Raw genomic sequence first — 15,880 nt, 5'->3', positions numbered from 1 at the left:
GGCTCAACCTTCCCGAACCAGTTCGAGCACTTCGTCCGCGCAACCCCAGGACAGGGTGATGCCGGAGCCGCCGTGGCCGTAGCAGTGGATCACCTGGCGGTCGCCAGTGCGGACGCTTTCGCAGCGAACGGACGGTCGAGCGGGTCGCAGTCCGACGCGGTGCCGGAGGACTTTCGCCTTGCGCAGTTGGGGAACCAGCTTGACGGCGCGCTCGAGGATCTCCCGGGCGGTCTTGTCGTCGACGGCGACATCCCAGTTGCCCGGCTGGCCGGTGCCGCCCACGACGATGTCGTTCGAGCGTGGTACGACGTAGCAAAGCTCTTCGGAGTTGCTGTCGGCCATCGACCACTCGGTCAGGCCGAATTGCTCGACGGTGAACACCTGCCCGCGGATCGGCGTCACCGTCGGATCGGCCGCGGTCAGCCGCGCGCCGATGCCCGCGCAGTTCACAACGATCGCAGCCGTGTTCGGCAGGGCGGACAGCGCGGCCCGGTTGAGCGTGCCACCGGCAGCTTCGAGCCGTTTCACCAAGTACTGCAGGTAGAGCGGCATCTCCACGACCGGCGTCGTGAACGACCACCCGTCGCGGAAGCCAGGCGGCGGCGACCCGACGCGTTGCATGTCGGTCAGCACATCGGCCCACACCGGATCGGGAGTCGGCTCGAGCAGGTACTCCTTGCCGTGCCGCAGCTGCACCGACGGCTCGCTCTCCGCCAGCTCGCCGAACTCCCGGTACGACGTCCGCGCCCACCCCGCGACCCGATCACCAGCCGACAGGAACGGGTACCAGATCGCGGCGGCGACCCCCGACGTCGTCTCCAACGGCAGATCGCGAGCGAACACCGCCACGTCATACCCGGACTCGGCCAGCCGAACGGCACAACTGAGCCCGATCACTCCGGCTCCGACCACGATGACGCGCATTCACGCATTGTGTCGCCCCTCAGCCACTCCCGCTACCTGAACGCTGTAGGAGAGTGGCTGAGGGCAACGATTCAGTGCAGGTCGACCGCGAGTGAGTACAGCCGGGTGATCTGGGTGGCGCCGAAGTTGTCGTCGGAGATCAGGTAGAGCTGGCGGCGGCCGCTCGGCAGGAAGCCGCCGAGCGCGAGGCCCTCGACGTTGTCCAGCAACGGGTTCGGCTGCGGCTGCTTGGCGACCGCGCCCGACGGCGGGCAGTTCACCAGGTCGAACAGCAGCTTCTTCTTGACGAACACGTTCTCCGGAGCGTCCGCGAGCGATGCCTGGGTGCTCACGTCCTTCGCCCCGGTCAGCGAGACGCTGAAGACGCGGATCGTGTTGCCGACGCCGGGTGTGAAGGTCCGCTCCATCGACACCAGTTGGTCGCTGTGCACGTAGGCGAGCTCGACCAGGGCGAGCCCCGGGTCGGGCTTGTAGGCGAGCTGGGCGGCGACGGAGTACGCGCCACCGGGACGGCCCGTGTACTGGAGGATCCGATTGCGGGTGCTGCCGGCGGCGTCCGTGCCGTCGGAGGCGAGTGGGCCTTCCATTCCGGCGTACAGGGTGCGGCCGTTGGTGCTGATCGCGAGCGACTCGAAGGTCGCGTTGCTGGTGGCTTCGCCGGCCGGCGCGACCTGGAACCGCGACGGTACCGGCAGCGAGGCGAGCTCGAGACCGGTGGAGAGGCTGAAGCGGCGGATCGACGGTTCGCGCTCGGAGGTGGCCAGGATCGTCTTGCCGCCCAGATCGTTGACCAGGCCTTCGCCGTCGAAGTCCACGTTGTTGTACGGCGTACCGTCCGGCCGGCGCAGGATCGTGACGCTGTCCACGGCGACCTCGGGCTTGCCGTGGTCATCGCCCAGCTGGAGCCCGAAGACCCGGGCCGGGGTGTTCGTCACGTTGTCGACCAGCGCGACCGCGTGATGCGGCGCATTGAGGTTGATCGCGGACAGCCCGGCCACCGGCAGTCCGGCGTACGTCGTCTTGTCCAGGCTGTCGGTGAAGCCGCGGAAGCTCGCGTCCGGCGAGCAGGCCGCCGGGTCGCTGCTGTGGCGATCGATCTGGGGCGAGGCCGCCGTGGCGGTCAGTGAGGCGGTGAGAGCTGCGAGCGTGACGGTCGCGGCCAGGGGAGTCTTCCAGTGCATGGGATGTCCTCTGAAAGTCAGGCATTGGGGGCCGCCACAGAACCTACAACCCGGTCGTGAACGCCGGACGCCGGCTGCAGGTTGCTGCAGCCGGCGTTCGGAGGAGGTGCGGGACTACTCGACGGTGACCGACTTCGCCAGGTTGCGCGGCTTGTCGACGTCGTGGCCGAGGGCGACCGCGGCGTAGTACGCGATGATCTGCAGCGGGATGGTGAGCAGGATCGGGTCGAGCTCCGGCTCGTTCTTCGGGACCTCGATCACCGCGGCGGCGCCGTCCGGGACGTCGACGCCGGGGTGGGTGACGACGTACAGGGGGCCCGAGCGAGCGGCGATCTCGTGCAGCGCGCCGATGTTGCGGTCCAGCAGCTCGTCCTTCGGCACGATCGCGACGCTCGGCACGTCCGGCGAGATGAGCGCCAGCGGGCCGTGCTTCAGCTCGGAGGTCTGGTACGCCTCGGCGTGCCGGTACGAGATCTCCTTCAGCTTCTGGGCGCCCTCACGGGCGACCGGGTAGCCGCGGGTCCGGCCGACGAAGAAGACGCTCTCGTGCTTGGAGAGGCGGCCGGCGATCTCGCCCAGCGCCTCTTCCTGGTCGACGATCGTCTGGATCTGCTCGGGGATCCGCTTCAGGCCCTCGATCAGCCGGCGGCCGTCGGCGGGGGAGACGTCGCGGATCCGGCCGAGGTGGATGCCGAGCATCGCGAACGCGACGGCCATGTTGGTGAGCGCCTTGGTCGACGCGACCGAGACCTCCGGGCCGGCGTGCAGGTAGACACCGCCGTCGACCTCACGGGCGATGCTGGAGCCGACCGCGTTGACCAGGCCGATCACCCGGCCGCCCTTGCGCTTCAGCTCCTGTACCGCGACCAGCGTGTCGAGCGTCTCGCCGGACTGGCTCACCGCGACGTACAGGGTGTCGCGCTCGACCACCGGGTTGCGGTAGCGGAACTCCGACGCCGGCTCGGCGTCAGCGGGGATCCGGGCTACCTCTTCGATGAACTGGGCGCCCATCTGGCCGGCGTAGTACGCCGAACCGCAACCGAGGATCTTGACCCGCTTGATCTCCCGGGCCTCCCGCGCGTCCATGTTCAGGCCGCCCAGGTGCACGGTGTGGAAGCGCTCGTCCAGGCGGCCGCGAAGGGCGCGCTGGACGGCCTCCGGCTGCTCGTGGATCTCCTTCATCATGAAGTGCTCGTGCAGGCCACGCTCGTACTCGTCGGCGCTCCACTCGACCGTCTTGGCGGTCTTGGTGGTCGGCGACGCGTCCTGGGTGAAGGTGCGGTAGCCGTCGGCCTTGACGGTGGCCATCTCGCCGTCGTCCAGGTAGACGACCTGACGGGTGTAGCGGATCAGCGCGGCCGCGTCGGAGGCGACGTGCATCTCGCCGTCGCCGATGCCGAGGATCAGCGGGCTGCCGTTGCGGGCGACCACGATCCGGTCGGGGAAGTCCAGGTCGACCACGGCGATGCCGTAGGTGCCCTCGATCCGGCGCAGCGCGGCCATCACCTTCTCCTCGAGGGTGGCGCCGTCGGACTGCTCGATCAGGTGCGCGAGGACCTCGGTGTCGGTCTCGGAGCGCAGCTTGACGCCGGCCTCCTCGAGCTGACGGCGGAGCACACCGGCGTTGTCGAAGATGCCGTTGTGGACGACGGCGATCCGCTCGTTGCCGCTGGCGTGCGGGTGCGCGTTGTCCTTGCTCGGGCCGCCGTGGGTGGCCCAGCGGGTGTGGCCGATGCCGAGCTTGCCGCCGAACCGCTTGGGCAGCGACGCCTCCAGCTCACGGACCCGGCCGGCGTCCTTGTGCACCTTCAGCTCGCTGGACCCGACGACGGCGACACCGGCCGAGTCGTAGCCGCGGTACTCCAGCCGGGCCAGGCCGTCCACCAGGATCGGCGCGGCAGGTTTGGTGCCGACGTATCCGACGATTCCGCACATGGGGAGGGGTGTTCCTTTCGTGGGGGTTCAGTTCAGTTAGCCGTAGACGATGCGTCGCAGCTGGCGGGCCGAGAGCTCGGGGGAGCGGACCGGCCAGTGCCGCAGCTCGCTGCCGAGGCGGGCGAAGATCTCGTCGTTGCGGGCGCCGTAGGTCTGCAGCTCGCGGTGCCGGCGCCGGACGTACTGCTCGGTCGTCTCGGTGAAGTACGCCAGGACGTCGGCCACCACCCGGCGGGCGTCGTCCGGCGTCAGTCCGGTGGTGCGGCTGACCTGGTCAACGAGGTCTTCGCTGGGATCCGCCGCCTCACTCATCACCCGCCCACTGTGCAGTGAAATGAGGTTCATTGGCAAAGATCTGCCCGATATCGGGCAGGCTTTACGTGGATCACACACTGTAGCTGAGTCAGAACAAGCGTAGTACGTCGGATTCCATCCCGCGGAGGAGGTCGTAGTCGACGGTGACGCACTCCAGGCCGCGGTCGGTGGCCAGGAACTGGGCCTGCGGCTTGATCAGCTGAGCGGCGAAGATGCCGCGGACCGGGGCCAGCAGCGGGTCGCGGTTGAGCAGTTCGACGTACCGGGTGAGCTGTTCGACGCCGTCGATCTCGCCGCGGCGCTTGATCTCGACGGCGACGTGCTTGCCCTCGGCGTCCCGGCAGAGCAGGTCGACGGGGCCGATCGCGGTCGGGTACTCCCGGCGTACCAGGGTGAAGCCCTCGCCGAAGGTGTGCACGTGCTCGGCCAGCAGCTCCTGCAGGTGCGCCTCGACGCCGTCCTTGATCAGCCCCGGGTCCAAGCCCAGCTCGTACGACGAATCGCTGAGCACCTCCTCGAAGGTGATCCGCAACTCCTCGCCGGCCTTGTTGGTGACGCTCCAGACGCCGTCTTCCTCCGTCAGCTTGCACGGGGGAGACATCCAGTTCAGCGGCTTGTACGACCCGCCGTCGGCGTGGATCAGGACAGACCCGTCCGCCTTCACCATCAACAACCGAGGCGCCATCGGAAGATGGGCGGTCAGCCGTCCGGAGTAGTCCACTGAGCAACGAGCAATCACCAGGCGCACGAGAAAGCACCGTAGTCCAATCCGGTGCTGAACCCCATGTCGCCCTGCCGGGCCGGGTGAGAAGCTGGGCCCATGAAGCCGAAGATCAGCCTGAAGACGCGGTTGGAGTACGACGCGGTCGCCAAAGGGCTCGCCGATGCCGGGGTGGTCGAGGGCAGCATGTTCGGCATGCCGTGCCTGAAGATCGAGAAGAAGATGCTGGCCGGCCTGTTCGGCGACGCGATGACCTTCAAACTCCCGCCCGAGCCCCGCGAAGAAGCCCTCAAACTGACCGGCGCAGAGCACTTCGACCCAGGCATGGGCCGCCCGATGAAGGAATGGGTGGTAATCCCCCTCGAGCACGCCGCCACCTGGCCCCAATACGCCGAACAGGCCCTGGCCTTCGTCCGCCCGTGAACCTGCCGTACCGCCCCTGGCCCCCGCTGGGCCCCCAGCCATGAACCTGATGTGCCCCGCCCGGCTGATCCTCCTGCCGCCCGGCTCACGCGAGCGCCTGGCGGGCGAGCGCATCGCCGCCGTCTACGCCACCGCAGCGGCCACAGGTCCAGCCACCCAGCTGGCGGACGAACTCAGTGTCAGGTTGACGCTGCTGCCCGCCGCACAGCATCCGGCCCCGGCAAACCCGAGCCAGGCGGACCGGCGGCTGGTCGAGGCGATGGTGCGCGAGATTGCGGATCAACATCGTGGGGAGACTGTGGTGGTGATCGCCCCCGACCTCAACCTCGGCATCGACCTCCCGGCCGTCATCGAGCACGAAGGCGACGGCTGGCACGTGGTAGCCGCCGGTACGCCGGGATGATCCGCGCGGGAATCGTCCTGCTCACCGCCGCCGGAGTTGCCGCGATCGAGCGGGTGCGGGGTGGGATGACCTACTACACGCTGCCCGGTGGGGGAGTCGAGGACGGCGAATCCCCGCAAGAGGCCGCCGTCCGCGAGTCTCACGAGGAGCTAGGGCTGATTGTCCGGGTCGACGGGCTCCTCGCAGTCATCAACTTCCGAGGCAGCACTCAGTACTACTACCGGGCCGAAGTACTGGGCGGCGAGTTCGGCAAGGGCACCGGGGAGGAGCTGTCCAGCCCGGAGCACTCGAAGGCGGGCAGCTACCGGGCCGTGTGGCTCGAGCCGCGGCAGCTCGCAGTACGGGATGTCAGGCCCGCCTCGATCGCGGAAGCCCTGGCTGCCACGCCCGAACACCACCGCCTCCTAGACGACTGGACCAGGACCCCTCTGGTGGTCGACGAGGTGTGAGGTTGGCGACGCGGGTGACACAGCTCATGTGCGGACCAGTGTGGTGACTGGCACACTTCGAGCCATGGCGCGCGAACTGAAGACGGTCGGAGTGGTCGGGCTCGGCACGATGGGGGCCGGTATCGCGGAGGTGTTCGCCCGGCACGGGCTGAGCGTCGTCGGCGTGGAGCGTGACGAGCAGGCGGTCGAACGCGGCCGCGGGCACATCCAGCACTCGACCGACCGGGCCGTGAAGCGCGGCAAGCTGTCGCCCGAGGACCAGCAGGCGCTGTTCGACCGGGTCACCTTCGCCACCGAGATCGAGGCGCTGGCCGACTGCGACCTGGTGATCGAGGCCGTGATCGAGCGGCTGGAGCTCAAGCGCGAGATCTTCTCGGCGCTCGACAAGGTGGTCCGCGAGGACGCCATCCTGGCCACCAACACCTCCAGCCTCTCGGTCACCGAGATCTCGGTCGCCACCCAGCGCCCGCGCCGCGTCGTCGGCATGCACTTCTTCAACCCGGCGCCGGTGCAGGAGTTCGTCGAGGTGATCAAGACCGTCGTCACCGAGCCGGACGTGGTCGACGACGTCATCGCGCTGGCCCGCAAGCTGGAGAAGGTTCCCGTCGTCGCGGCCGACCGCGCGGGCTTCATCGCCAACGCGCTGCTGTTCGGCTACCTGAACCACGCCGTCTCGATGGTCGAGTCGCACTACGCCACTCGCGAGGACGTCGACGCCGCGATGCGGCTGGGCTGCGGCTACCCGATGGGTCCGCTGGCTCTGCTCGACCTGATCGGCCTCGATACGGCGTACGAGATCCTCGACACGATGTACAAGCAGGGCCGCAACCGGTTGCACGCGCCGGCCCCGATCCTCAAGCAGATGGTCACCGCCGGGCTGCTCGGCCGCAAGGCGGGCCGCGGCTTCTACACCTACGAGTCGCCCGACTCGCCGGTCGTCGTCGATGACGACCTGACTCCCTCGGCCTCGGGCGGAGCACCGGCGGTCCGCTCGATCCGGCAGGTCGGCGTCGTCGGCTCCGGCACGATGGCGGTCGGCATCATCGAGGTTTGCGCCAAGGCCGGGTACGACGTCCTGTACGTCGCCCGCGGCACCGAAAAGGTCGACCGCGTCCGCGCGGCCCTCGAACGCTCGCTGGAGAAGGGCGTCCAGCGCGGCAAGCTCTCCTCCGAGGAGCGCGACTCGGCCCTGACCCGGATCACCGGTACTGCGAAACTCGACGACCTCGCCCAGGCTGACCTGGTGATCGAGGCGGTCGTCGAGGAACTCAGCGTCAAGCAGGCGCTGTTCGAGACGTTCGACGAGATCTGCAAGCCGGGAGCGGTGCTGGCGACGACCACCTCCAGCCTGCCGGTGATCGACCTGGCGATGGCGACCAAGCGCCCCGCGGACGTCGTCGGCCTGCACTTCTTCAACCCCGCGCCGGTGATGAAGCTGGTCGAGGTGGTCAGCACGGTGAGTACCTCGCCGGAGGTCGCCGACACCGTCGCCGCGGTGGCAGTTGCCGCAGGCAAGCACCCGGTACGGTGCGGAGACCGGGCCGGCTTCATCGTCAACGGCCTGCTCTTCCCGTACCTGAACGACGCGGTCCGGATGCTCGAGGCGCACTACGCCGGCGTCGACGACATCGACGCCGCGATGAAGCTCGGCTGCCGCCTGCCGATGGGCCCGTTCGAACTCCTCGACGTGGTCGGTCTGGACGTCTCCCTGGCGATCCAGCGCACCCTCTACCTCGAGTTCCGCGAGCCCGGCTTCGCCCCCGCCCCTCTCCTCGAACACCTGGTCACCGCCGGCTACCTCGGCCGCAAAACAGGCCGCGGCTTCCGCGACTACTCCAGCTGATCCGGCCGTGCCACTGGGGAGTGGCAGAGTGTGCGGATGCGGACGAAGTCGTTAGGCGCCAGCTTGCTGGGCGTCGCGTATCTGCTGGTGCTGGTCTGGACCGGGCTCGGGCTGTTGATGATGCCGGGGCTGGTCGGGGAGGAGTGGCCGGGATGGAGTTCGACCATGGTGCTGGTGGTTGTGGTCGTTCTGCCGAGTGCGGCGATGCTGCTCACCATCTCGCCGCAGACCGGACGGGTAGCGCGCTGGATCGCGGTCGTTGCCGTCGGCGCTCTTTTCGGCAAGGTCTTGTGGAGCCTGTACGACGTGGGCGCTGTCGTCCTGCTCGCCTTGCTTCCGGTGCTGGTGATTGCGGCCGTCGCTGTCCTGTTGCTGAGGTTTTCGTGGCCTGGGGCAACCAGTCGGGAGGTTGCCGATCTCAAGCTGCCGTTGTTGCCCCTGCCGGTCGGGCGGACGGCGGTCGTGCGCAACGTAGTACGGGCTCCGGCGGGAGTGGCGTTCGAGGTGCGGTGGCTGGAGTGGCATGGGGTGTTGTGCCGTCGCCGGCGGTTAGCCGTGTTCGTGGCGCCGTCGTTGCCGGCCGCGCTGCCGCCGCTCGAGGTGCGTCCGGGGAGCGGAATGCTGCGGTCCGATCTGTCCTTGGAGAGCGCGGAGTTCAACCGCAGTTTCGACGTACTGGGTGAGGACTCCCGGTACCTGATGGCTGTTCTGCATCCGCGCACGATGCAGGCTCTGCTCGATGCCAGGCCGTTCACGCTGACCGTCGCCGGTACCGCGCTGGTGATCTCCGACGACACCGAGCTCACCGCCGACGTGCTGGCCAACGGATTCGCCGCGCTCGACAGTCTCGAAGTACCGCGGCATGTCTTCGATCAATGGGGGACGCACCCACCTCAGCCACAACCAGGCGTGCGCTTCACCGGAGCGCGCTTCAACCCTTCGGTCGCAGCGGCCTTCCTCCGCCTGCTCAGCCTTTCCTGCGCCCTCCTCGCCCTAACCCTCGCCGGCTGCCTGGCCGCCGCGGCAGCCGAAGAACCCTTCGGGCCAGCCCGGTCAGTCCCGACCCTGCTCATCACGATCGCGTTCCTGGCCATCATGGCCGCCGGCTGTGCCCTCGGCTCCCGACCGCGCGGCCCGGCTCGGCAGGTTTACGGCTCCGCGTTGGCGTAGTCGCCGCAAGGCCCACCGCCGATGGCTTCGGGGATGACTGTGGTGCGGCGGTCGGGGCGTACGAGCGGGTTGTAGAAGCCGGCGATCTCCGTACTCTCCTCTGGGATGTAGTGGAAGATCAGCGATCGCCGAAAGCGTTCCGGGCTCGTGTTGGGCCGCGAGCCGTGCACGACGCTGCCGTGGAAGAACAGCACGTCCCCGGCCTTCATCCGGGTCTGTACCTTGCTCAGCCCCTCGGGAATCGGTACTTCGGCATTGGTGAACGACTCAGTCAGGTCAGCCTGCTCCGGGCAGACCAACTCGACCTCGTGCGAGCCCGGTACCACCGCCAGCCCGCCGTTCTCCGCGTCCACATCATCGATCGCGATCCACGCGGCCAGACAGGTCTCCGGATGCGCCCGCAGGAACGTGTTGTCCTGGTGCATCGCCTGCCCCCGAGCGCCCGGCGGCTTGAAGTAGAACATCGACTGAGCACCCAATGCCGGCCCGATCAGGGTCTCGACGACATCGAGGATCCGGTTGTCGAGCATCAACTCCAATGCCAGCCGCCCGGCCTCCACCTCGGTCCGCCGATGCGGATGGACGAACCGCGGGTACTGCGCGAGCGGGTCCTCCGCCGGTACGCCGTCATCGATCGCCAGCGAGTGATCCACGGCGACCTGCGTCATGTACGCAGCCTTGATCTGCTCGACCTCGGCGGGACCGAGGACGCCGGGCACCTGCACGATCCCGTCCCGCGCGTACACCTCTGCAACTGTGCTGGTCATGCCTCCAGCATCCGCCGCCAAGGCTGAGGTGTGGATACTCTATCGAACTGTGAACCTTCGAGATCCTGCTACGCCGGACTCCTTCACTCCAACCGTCCGCCGCCTGCTGGCCGGCGAGTTCGACGAAGGCCCGAGCTACGCCACGTACCGTCGGCGCGGCACGACGGACTGGCTCCTGATCCACACCCTTGACGGCCAAGGCAGCGTCGGCTCGGGCATCCACGCCAACCCCGGCGTCACCACGCTCATCCGTCCCGGCACCCTCCAGGACTACGGAACCGCAGGCGACCGCTGGCATTTCCTCTTCGCCCACTTCCACCCACGCCCCGACTGGCTGCCCTTACTCGACTGGCCGGCAGTTGCCCCCGGCATCCTCCAACTGACGCCCAGCCCAGCCGCCGCTGCCCGAATCACCCGCGCCCTGTCCGACGCAGTCCGTCACCAAGACAGCGTCCTCACCCAAGGCGAACTCCTGAGCATCAACGCCCTGGAGGCGGCCCTCATCTGGTGCGACACCCAGAACCCCAAAGCCGCCCAGATCGACGACCGCCTCCTCCGCGCCATCGAGTACATCGACCGCAACCTCCGAGCCGACCTCTCGATCGTCACCCTGGCCCGAGAGAGCACCCTCTCCGTCTCCCGCTTCGCCCACCTCTTCCGCACCCAGTTGGCGGTGACGCCCCAACAATTCGTAGAACGCCGCCGCCTGGATGCAGCCGCCCGCCTCCTAGAACTGACCTCCCGCCCCATCGCCGCCATCGCCACCGACGTCGGCTTCACCAACCCGCTCTACTTCTCCACCCGCTTCCGCGCCCACACCAGCCACAGCCCCACGCAGTACAGGCGGCAGTTGGGCTCTACGCTTCTGCCATGACTGCTCGTTCAGCTCTGGTCGTCGTGGCCGCCCTCGCTGTTGTCGGGCTCGCCGCCTGTGCTCCTGAAGAAGACTCTGCCGGTACTGCGCCGCAGCCGTCCTCGGCCGATGCCTGCAGCAAGGACAAGCTGGCGTTGAAGACGGCCGGCACCTTCTCGGCCGGCACCGACAAACCGGCGTACGAGCCGTGGTTCTCGGGGAACGACCCGGCCAACGGCAAGGGGTACGAGTCGGCGGTCACCTACGCGGTGGCGAAGAAGCTCGGGTTCGAGCCGGCCGAGGTGAAGTGGCAGACGGTCCAGTTCAACGCTGCCTTCGCGCCGGGACCGAAGAAGTTCGACCTGGACGTCAACCAGGTGTCGATCTCCGCCGACCGGGCCAAGGCCGTCGACTTCTCGACCGGGTACTACGACGTCCGGCAGACCGTGATCACCACGGTGGGGAGCAAGATCGCCGCTGTCACCTCGGTCGCCGGACTCGCCGACGCCAAGCTCGGCGCGCAGGTCGGGACGACGAGCTACACCTCGCTGCGGGACGTGATCAAACCGAAGCAGCAGCCGGCCGTGTTCGACTCCAACGACCTGGCCGTGCAGGCGCTGAAGAACAAGCAGATCGACGGCATCGTGGTCGACCTGCCGACCGGTTTCTACATGACCGCGGCGCAGCTCGACGACGGCAAGATCGTCGGCCAGCTCCCGGCGACGGACAAGCCCGAACAGTTCGGCTTCGTCTTCGAGAAGGGCTCGAAGCTCACGCCCTGTGTCTCGCAGGCGGTCGACGCTCTCCGCGCCGACGGAACGCTGGCCGCCCTGCAGAAGCAATGGCTGACCTCGGAAGGCGCACCGGAACTCTCGTGAGCCGAGAGCCAGAGATGCCCGGCGGCTACGCGGAGCCTGACGGCTGGAGGCCGTCTGCGGTGCAGTTGGAGCGGTTGGCCTATCGCCGCCGGCAGACCGTCCGCTCCGGCGCCATCGCCGGGATCAGCACCGTTGTGCTGTTGGCGTTGGTGGTTTTCGGGGTCGGGTCGACGCCGGGCTGGCCGCGGGTGCGGGCGACCTTCTTCGACTTCCATCGCGGCTGGGAGGCGTTGCCGGTCGTCGCCCAGGGCCTCTGGCTGAACGTCCGGGTGATGCTGGTCTGCGCGGTGCTGATCGTCATCTTCGGGCTGACGCTGGCGATCATGCGCACCCTGCGCGGCCCGATCTTCTTCCCGTTCCGGATCTTCGCCGCCGCCTACACCGACATCTTCCGCGGCCTGCCCTTGCTACTGGTGATCTTCCTGCTCGGCTTCGGCGTACCGGCCCTGCAGTTGCGCGGTTTGCCCAACCAGGCGGTGATATGGGGCGGCGCCGCACTGGTGCTCACCTACTCGTCGTACGTGGCCGAGGTCTTCCGCGCCGGGATCGAGTCGATCCACCCGTCCCAGCGAGCCGCGGCCCGATCCCTCGGCCTATCGCACCGGCAAACCCTGCGCTTCGTAGTACTGCCACAAGCGGTTCGACGAGTGCTGCCGCCACTCCTCAACGACTTCGTCTCACTCCAGAAGGACTCCGGCCTGATCGCCGTCCTCGGCGTCATCGACGCAATCCGCGCAGCGCAACTGGAGACGGCCGAAGACTTCAACTTCACCCCGTACGTCGTCGCCGGGCTGCTCTTCGTGGCCCTGACGATCCCGCTGACCCGGCTGACCGACTGGGTCGCCCGGCGGCAGGGCTGGTACGGCGCCGGCGGAGGTGCGGTGTGAGCCTGCTGTCCATCCGCAACGTGCGGAAGTCCTTCGGAACCAACCTCGTCCTCGACGACTTCAGCCTCGACGTCGAGGCGGGGGAGTGCGTCGTCCTGATCGGCGCATCGGGCTCCGGCAAGTCCACCCTGCTGCGCTGCGTGAACCTGCTCGAGACCGTCGACGACGGCGTCATCGAACTCGACGGCGCCGACATCACCGACCCCCGGATCGACACCGACAAGGTCCGTTCCGGCATCGGCATCGTCTTCCAGTCCTACAACCTCTTCCCCCACCTGTCGGTACTGGACAACGTCACCCTCGCGCCGATCCGCGTCCACCGGGTTCCCCGCGACCGGGCCCGCACCCGCGCCCTGGAGATGCTCGAACGAGTGGGTCTGGCCGACAAGGCATCGGCCAAGCCCGACGAACTCTCCGGCGGTCAGCAGCAACGGGCCGCCATCGCCCGGGCCCTGGTCAACTCCCCGAAACTCATGCTGCTCGACGAGGTCACCTCAGCCCTCGACCCCGAACTGGTCGGCGAGGTCCTGGACCTGCTGCGCGAACTCAGCTCCGAGGGCATGACCATGCTCCTCTGCACCCACGAGATGACGTTTGCCCGCTCGGTAGCCGACAAGGTCTGCTTCCTCGACCAAGGCCGTCTCCTGGAGGTCGGTCCACCCGGCCAGATCCTCGAGCACCCGGCCGAACCGCGCACCCAGGAGTTCCTCCGCCGCATCCGGCTGTGACTCAGCCGAGTGGGTTGATCTCCTCGAAGTCGGCGGCTTCCATGACGCGGCGGACGCCGATCGGTTGCTGGATCGGTACGCCGCCGGGGCCGGGGACCTGGGAGACGAGGGCGGCGATCTCGAGGGCGCGCTCGAGGGAGTCGACGTCGACCATCTGGAAGCCGGCCAGCATCTCCTTGGACTCGACGAACGGTCCGTCGGTGATCACCGGCGCTGACTTGCCGTCGGAGACCACCGTCTTGGCCTCCTCAGGCCAGGTGAGCGCCAGGTGCTCCACCAGTTCGCCGCTCGCCTTGAGCTCGTCGTTCAGCGCGCTGTAGTACTCCATGTGCGCCTTGACGTCCTCGGGCGCCCACTCCGTCATCGGGGTGTCGATCACGCCGGGCTGGTAGTCCACGATCAGCAGGAACTTCGTCATCTCGAACAACTCCTATCGATTCAGGTGCCGCTTACACCCCAGGGACGAAGCCGGCGCCCGGTTCTCTACATCAGCGCGACGACAAATAGGTGAGTACTGCCATCACCCGGCGGTTGTCGTCCTCCGACGGTGGCAGGTCGAGCTTCGAGAAGATGTTGTTGGTGTGCTTCGACACGGCCTTCTCGGTGACGAACAGCGCACCCGCGATGGCCGCGTTCGACCGCCCCTCCGCCATCAGCCCCAGTACTTCGGACTCGCGTGGCGTGAGTCGCCCGATCGGCTCGTCCCGCGTGTTGCGGGCCAGCAGTTGCCCGATCACGTCCGGGTCCATCGCGGTACCGCCGCCCGCGACCCGGCGTACCGAATCGAGGAACTCGGCCACGTTCGAGACGCGGTCCTTGAGCAGGTAGCCGACGGCGCCGCCGCCCCCGGTGAGGAGCTCACGGGCGTAGAGCTGTTCGACGTACTGCGACAGCACGAGGACGGGCAGCCCCGGTACCTGCCGGCGCGCCTCGATGGCGGCCTTCAGCCCCTCGTCGGTGAAGGTCGGGGGCAGCCGGACGTCGACGACGGCCACGTCCGGCCGGTGCTCGACGAGCGCCGGGACCAGCCGGGGGCCGTTGTCGACGGCTTCCACGACCTCGAAGTCGTGGGCTTCCAGCAGCCGGATCAGGCCGTCCCGGAGGAGGGCGTGATCTTCAGCGATGACGACTCGCAAGGCAACTCCATGATCACAGTGGTCGGCCCGCCGGTCGGGCTGGCCACGGTCAACGTACCGTCGAAGGCGGCCAACCGCCTTTCGATACCGTACAGACCGCCGCCGGGCCGTACCGTCGCGCCACCGACGCCGTCGTCACCGACCAGGATGTGCAGGCGTTCGCGCTCGTGGCTGAGCTGGACCCAGGCGGTGGTGGCCGCCGAGTGCTTGAGTGCGTTGGCCAGTGCCTCGGCGACCGCGAAGTACGCCGCTGACTCCACCGGCGCCGGCGGGCGGCCGGGCAGGTCGATCGTCACGTCGACCTTGAACGGCATGCTCAGGGCGAGCGCCTTGACCGCGCCTTCGAGGCCACGGTCGGCCAGGACGGGCGGGTGGATGCCACGGACCAGATCGCGGAGCTCGGAGAGCGCAGTACTGGCGGACTCGCGGGCCTCGGTGAGCAGCGCCGCCGCCTGGGCGGGGTCGCGGGCCACCATCTCCTCGGCCATCCCGAGGTTCATGCTCAGCGCGGCCAGCCGGGCCTGCGCGCCGTCGTGCAGGTCGCGCTCGATCCGCCGCAGCTCGGCCGCCTGGGTGTCGACGGTCTCGGCCCGGGACTCGGACAGCTCGCGGACCCGGATCGCCAGCTGCGCGCTCTCGGTCGGGCCGAGCAGCGACTTGCCGATGTAAGCAGTCGCCTTGAGCAGGCGCTCACCCGAGCCGCGCCAGATCAGGAACGCGATCAGACCGACCGGGATGACCAGGAAGCTGGTCGCCACGTTGACGGTGAACAGCCCACCGAACGGCTCGGTGAAGACGCCGTCCGGGGTGACCCAGACCAGGAACGGGTAGATCAGGTAGAAGATCGAGGCCAGGAAGAAGATGGCCGAGAGCAACGTCAGGGTGAAGCCGACGACCGCGTTCACCAGCAGCCAGGCGATGTCGCGCCAGGTCGCCGGGTCGGTCAGGGTGGTCCGCAGCCACATCAACAGCCCCTTCATCGGGGGCTTCTTGTAGGGCTTGGGGATCGGGACGCCGGTGATGGAGGCATAGATGACCCGGTGGCAGTTCGCGAACCAGCGGGTGCACGGCACGAAGACGAGCAGCAGCGGGATTCCGACCCAGACCGCGATCAGCGGCACCGCCACGACGTTCAGGACGAAGAACGCGATCCCGAGCTCGGCGAGGATCGCCAGCCCGAGCGCCACGAAGGGCTGAGCGAGCGCCGGGAACCGCATCGGCACCCTCGGCGCCTGCTGTGTGATCGTCATATCACCATCATGACCGA

General features: G+C 68.3%; 18 protein-coding genes. 9 read left to right on the top strand and 9 right to left on the bottom strand.

Annotated elements, in window-relative coordinates:
* Positions 1-3 precede the first annotated feature (3 nt).
* The 5 genes from OHA70_RS39045 to nucS form a co-directional block, all read right to left on the bottom strand.
* The gene (locus tag OHA70_RS39045) at positions 4-924 is read right to left on the bottom strand and encodes an FAD-dependent oxidoreductase (protein WP_328326808.1); all 921 of its coding nucleotides are present in this window, start codon (positions 922-924) and stop codon (positions 4-6) included.
* Positions 925-995: 71 nt separating this feature from the next.
* The gene (locus tag OHA70_RS39040) at positions 996-2,105 is read right to left on the bottom strand and encodes an esterase-like activity of phytase family protein (RefSeq protein ID WP_328326807.1); all 1,110 of its coding nucleotides are present in this window, start codon (positions 2,103-2,105) and stop codon (positions 996-998) included.
* A gap of 114 nt (positions 2,106-2,219) precedes the next feature.
* A complete protein-coding gene (gene glmS / locus OHA70_RS39035) occupies positions 2,220-4,040 on the bottom strand; it encodes a glutamine--fructose-6-phosphate transaminase (isomerizing) (protein ID WP_328326805.1) in 1,821 nt (606 codons plus the stop codon).
* A 36-nt stretch (positions 4,041-4,076) separates the two neighbouring features.
* Positions 4,077-4,385, bottom strand: a complete 309-nt coding sequence (locus OHA70_RS39030) for a hypothetical protein (protein WP_442913861.1) — start codon at positions 4,383-4,385, stop codon at positions 4,077-4,079.
* A gap of 58 nt (positions 4,386-4,443) precedes the next feature.
* Positions 4,444-5,103: an endonuclease NucS gene (nucS, locus tag OHA70_RS39025; protein ID WP_328326803.1), complete on the bottom strand. Its 660-nt coding sequence runs from the start codon at positions 5,101-5,103 to the stop codon at positions 4,444-4,446.
* Positions 5,104-5,175: 72 nt separating this feature from the next.
* On the opposite strand from nucS, the gene OHA70_RS39020 reads away from it, so the two are divergent.
* From OHA70_RS39020 to OHA70_RS39000, 5 genes are all read left to right on the top strand, one after another.
* Entirely contained in the window at positions 5,176-5,499 is a 324-nt protein-coding gene (locus OHA70_RS39020) for a hypothetical protein (RefSeq protein WP_328326801.1), read from the top strand.
* A 40-nt stretch (positions 5,500-5,539) separates the two neighbouring features.
* Positions 5,540-5,902 (top strand): hypothetical protein, encoded by a 363-nt coding sequence (locus OHA70_RS39015; protein WP_328326799.1) that lies wholly within the window; start codon positions 5,540-5,542, stop codon positions 5,900-5,902.
* Positions 5,899-6,351: an NUDIX domain-containing protein gene (locus tag OHA70_RS39010; protein ID WP_328326797.1), complete on the top strand. Its 453-nt coding sequence runs from the start codon at positions 5,899-5,901 to the stop codon at positions 6,349-6,351. Before OHA70_RS39015 ends, OHA70_RS39010 begins: the two co-directional genes overlap by 4 nt.
* 64 nt (positions 6,352-6,415) lie before the next feature.
* Positions 6,416-8,194, top strand: coding sequence for a 3-hydroxyacyl-CoA dehydrogenase family protein (locus OHA70_RS39005; RefSeq protein ID WP_328326795.1), 1,779 nt, complete (start codon positions 6,416-6,418; stop codon positions 8,192-8,194).
* Between the two features lie 36 nt (positions 8,195-8,230).
* Positions 8,231-9,364 (top strand): hypothetical protein, encoded by a 1,134-nt coding sequence (locus OHA70_RS39000; protein WP_328326793.1) that lies wholly within the window; start codon positions 8,231-8,233, stop codon positions 9,362-9,364.
* Here the strand turns inward: OHA70_RS39000 and OHA70_RS38995 are convergent.
* A complete protein-coding gene (locus OHA70_RS38995) occupies positions 9,343-10,131 on the bottom strand; it encodes a phytanoyl-CoA dioxygenase family protein (protein ID WP_328326791.1) in 789 nt (262 codons plus the stop codon). The genes OHA70_RS39000 and OHA70_RS38995 overlap by 22 nt on opposite strands.
* 49 nt (positions 10,132-10,180) lie before the next feature.
* Between OHA70_RS38995 and OHA70_RS38990 the strand changes: the two genes are divergently transcribed.
* The 4 genes from OHA70_RS38990 to OHA70_RS38975 are packed head-to-tail and all read left to right on the top strand — an operon-like array spanning position 10,181 to position 13,477.
* Positions 10,181-11,005, top strand: a complete 825-nt coding sequence (locus OHA70_RS38990) for a helix-turn-helix domain-containing protein (protein WP_328326789.1) — start codon at positions 10,181-10,183, stop codon at positions 11,003-11,005.
* A complete protein-coding gene (locus OHA70_RS38985) occupies positions 11,002-11,862 on the top strand; it encodes an ABC transporter substrate-binding protein (RefSeq protein ID WP_328326787.1) in 861 nt (286 codons plus the stop codon). The genes OHA70_RS38990 and OHA70_RS38985 overlap by 4 nt, the downstream gene beginning before the upstream one ends.
* On the top strand, positions 11,859-12,749 hold the full coding sequence (locus tag OHA70_RS38980; RefSeq protein WP_328326785.1) for an amino acid ABC transporter permease: 891 nt from the start codon (positions 11,859-11,861) through the stop codon (positions 12,747-12,749). Before OHA70_RS38985 ends, OHA70_RS38980 begins: the two co-directional genes overlap by 4 nt.
* Entirely contained in the window at positions 12,746-13,477 is a 732-nt protein-coding gene (locus tag OHA70_RS38975) for an amino acid ABC transporter ATP-binding protein (protein ID WP_328326783.1), read from the top strand. The genes OHA70_RS38980 and OHA70_RS38975 overlap by 4 nt, the downstream gene beginning before the upstream one ends.
* A 1-nt stretch (position 13,478) precedes the next feature.
* On the opposite strand, the gene OHA70_RS38970 is transcribed toward OHA70_RS38975, so the two are convergent.
* From OHA70_RS38970 to OHA70_RS38960, 3 genes are all read right to left on the bottom strand, one after another.
* On the bottom strand, positions 13,479-13,895 hold the full coding sequence (locus OHA70_RS38970; protein ID WP_328326782.1) for a YciI family protein: 417 nt from the start codon (positions 13,893-13,895) through the stop codon (positions 13,479-13,481).
* Positions 13,896-13,965: 70 nt separating this feature from the next.
* Positions 13,966-14,613: a response regulator transcription factor gene (locus tag OHA70_RS38965; protein ID WP_328326780.1), complete on the bottom strand. Its 648-nt coding sequence runs from the start codon at positions 14,611-14,613 to the stop codon at positions 13,966-13,968.
* Positions 14,565-15,863, bottom strand: a complete 1,299-nt coding sequence (locus OHA70_RS38960) for a sensor histidine kinase (RefSeq protein WP_328326778.1) — start codon at positions 15,861-15,863, stop codon at positions 14,565-14,567. The genes OHA70_RS38965 and OHA70_RS38960 overlap by 49 nt, the downstream gene beginning before the upstream one ends.
* Between the last annotated feature and the right edge of the window lie 17 nt (positions 15,864-15,880).

It is taken from the genome of Kribbella sp. NBC_00382 (assembly GCF_036067295.1).
GTDB lineage: Bacteria > Actinomycetota > Actinomycetes > Propionibacteriales > Kribbellaceae > Kribbella.
The sequence above is the reverse complement of the archived record's forward strand: the minus strand, read 5'-3'. Positions and strand labels throughout refer to the sequence as shown.